Origin of the sequence: Ureibacillus chungkukjangi (assembly GCF_003217295.1) — a bacterium.
GTDB classification, from domain to species: Bacteria; Bacillota; Bacilli; order Bacillales_A; family Planococcaceae; genus Ureibacillus; species Ureibacillus chungkukjangi.
The window spans coordinates 1-1,874 of the sequence record NZ_QJTJ01000073.1 but is presented as its reverse complement, the minus strand read 5'-3'; the positions used below and the strand labels follow the sequence as shown (position 1 = coordinate 1,874).

At 41.9% G+C, this 1,874-nt stretch carries 1 protein-coding gene; it reads right to left on the bottom strand.

Annotated features, from left to right (window positions below; translation table 11 throughout):
* Positions 1-86 precede the first annotated feature (86 nt).
* A complete protein-coding gene (gene ltrA, locus BJ095_RS18780) occupies positions 87-1,349 on the bottom strand; it encodes a group II intron reverse transcriptase/maturase (RefSeq protein ID WP_107937927.1) in 1,263 nt (420 codons plus the stop codon).
* Positions 1,350-1,874: the final 525 nt, after the last annotated feature.

The window sequence follows — 1,874 nt, the reverse complement described above, 5'->3', positions numbered from 1 at the left end:
AATCGAGTAGGAGGCTAGCCATTAGTTGGCTAGCCGACCTCTCACACCACCGTACGTACGGATCCGTATACGGCGGTTCGAAAGTTTTATGGTTTATCAATTATAGCGATGAGGCTTTTTAGACCGTGCTTCGCCCAATATTTATTATTTAAGGCTTTATCTATGATGGGGTTGTTTGAGGAATGCCAGTAACCTTTTCTGGTATTTGCCATTTTATAGGCGTCATTTGAGTTGATACCTAGTTTCATGAGGTTTCGGTACTTTGTCCCGATTCTTTTCCACTCTTTCCAGCGACATGCTCGGAGCCTACGACGAATATGTTTATCCATTGCTCTTGCGTACGTCTTGATATCGCCTATCTTGAAGTAATTAGACCATCCTTGTATTAAATAGTTTAACTTTCGGATACGGTCTTCCATTTTAATCCTCCAATTACGATTCGTTAAGCGACGAATTTTCTCTTCGAATTTCTTTTTGCTTTTCTTTGGCACGAATACTCTCGTTTGTTTGTGTTTATAAAAACTCACTCCTAAGAATATCCGTGCGCTCGGCTTTCCCACAGCGGATTTTTCCTCATTTACTTTTAGTTTTAATTTCTTTTCAATAAATGAAGTCATCCCTGCTTTAATTCGTTCCCCCGCTTTTAAGCTTTTGACGTAGATATTACAATCATCGGCATAACGGACAAATCTGTGTCCTCGTTTTTCAAGCTCCTTATCTAGTTCATGAAGGAGAATGTTACTTAAAAGTGGACTCAAGGGTCCACCTTGTGGTGTACCTTCTTGATTATGTATAACGATACCGTTTTCCATAATTCCAGCGTTTAGAAATTTTCGGATTAACTTAAGTGTCGGCTTATCCTTGATATAGTTCGCTACTAGAGACATGAGTTTATCATGCTGGACACGGTCAAAGAATTTTTCCAGGTCCATATCCACCACGTATCGATATCCTTCATCCATGTAAGATTGCGCTTTCTCTATAGCCTGATGTGCGCTTCGATTAGGACGAAACCCATAACTATTTTCACTGAAAATGGGGTCAATTATCGGTGTTAAAATTTGAACAATTGCCTGTTGGATAACCCTATCCGTCACCGTTGGAATGCCCAGTTTCCTTGTACTCCCATTTCCTTTCGGAATTTCTACCCTTCTTACAGGTTGGGGCGTGTAACGCCCAGTCTGTAGTTGTTCGATAATTTGATGACTATTTTCTTTTAAGTACTGGCGAGTTGCCTCTATATCTTTCACATCGACTCCGGCAGCTCCTTTATTTCGTTTTACCCGTTTAAAAGCTTCGTTTAAATTATCTCGGTTTGTTATTAAATAAATAAGTCCATTTGATTCCATATGTTTTCATGAGTTAGGGATGCACATGAACAGTTCCACTCTCTCTAACACTCCGTTCACGTTCTGCGCTTCAGGGTAATTAAAGAGTCTTTCGATTGGCTGTGTCTTTACTGTCGTGTAATGCTCCTAGTCATGTTCACTCCTTTCGTTCAGCCCTTCCCACAACTGGTACTATGGCTTCTGCTGACTTCTGACGATTCAGCTATCTATCGCTAGATAGGTTCTGTTTCCAGGTATTCATCAGACCTCCCGGGGTAAGTCCGCCCACTTTCACCTCATCTATCCGCCACATTTATTGCCCTATCCTCCGGAGATATTTTGGACTTTGATTTGTTTTGCAATCTTATCCAGACAGAACAACCTCGAATGTGATTCGTGTACCTCGGATCAAGGCTTTGCCTACTGCTTCCTTCAGATTCCGCGTCGCCACGGACACCCTTGCGTTTGGCTAGTGGTTCGCATATCTCAACGCCCACAGTGAACTTTCATCACCTAGTTGACGGACATGCCCGGCACACAAAAAAG

Excerpts from the sequence above, each read along its gene's own strand:
- ltrA (WP_107937927.1), bottom strand. The coding sequence starts at position 1,349 with ATGGAATCAAATGGACTTATTTATTTAATAACAAACCGAGATAATTTA.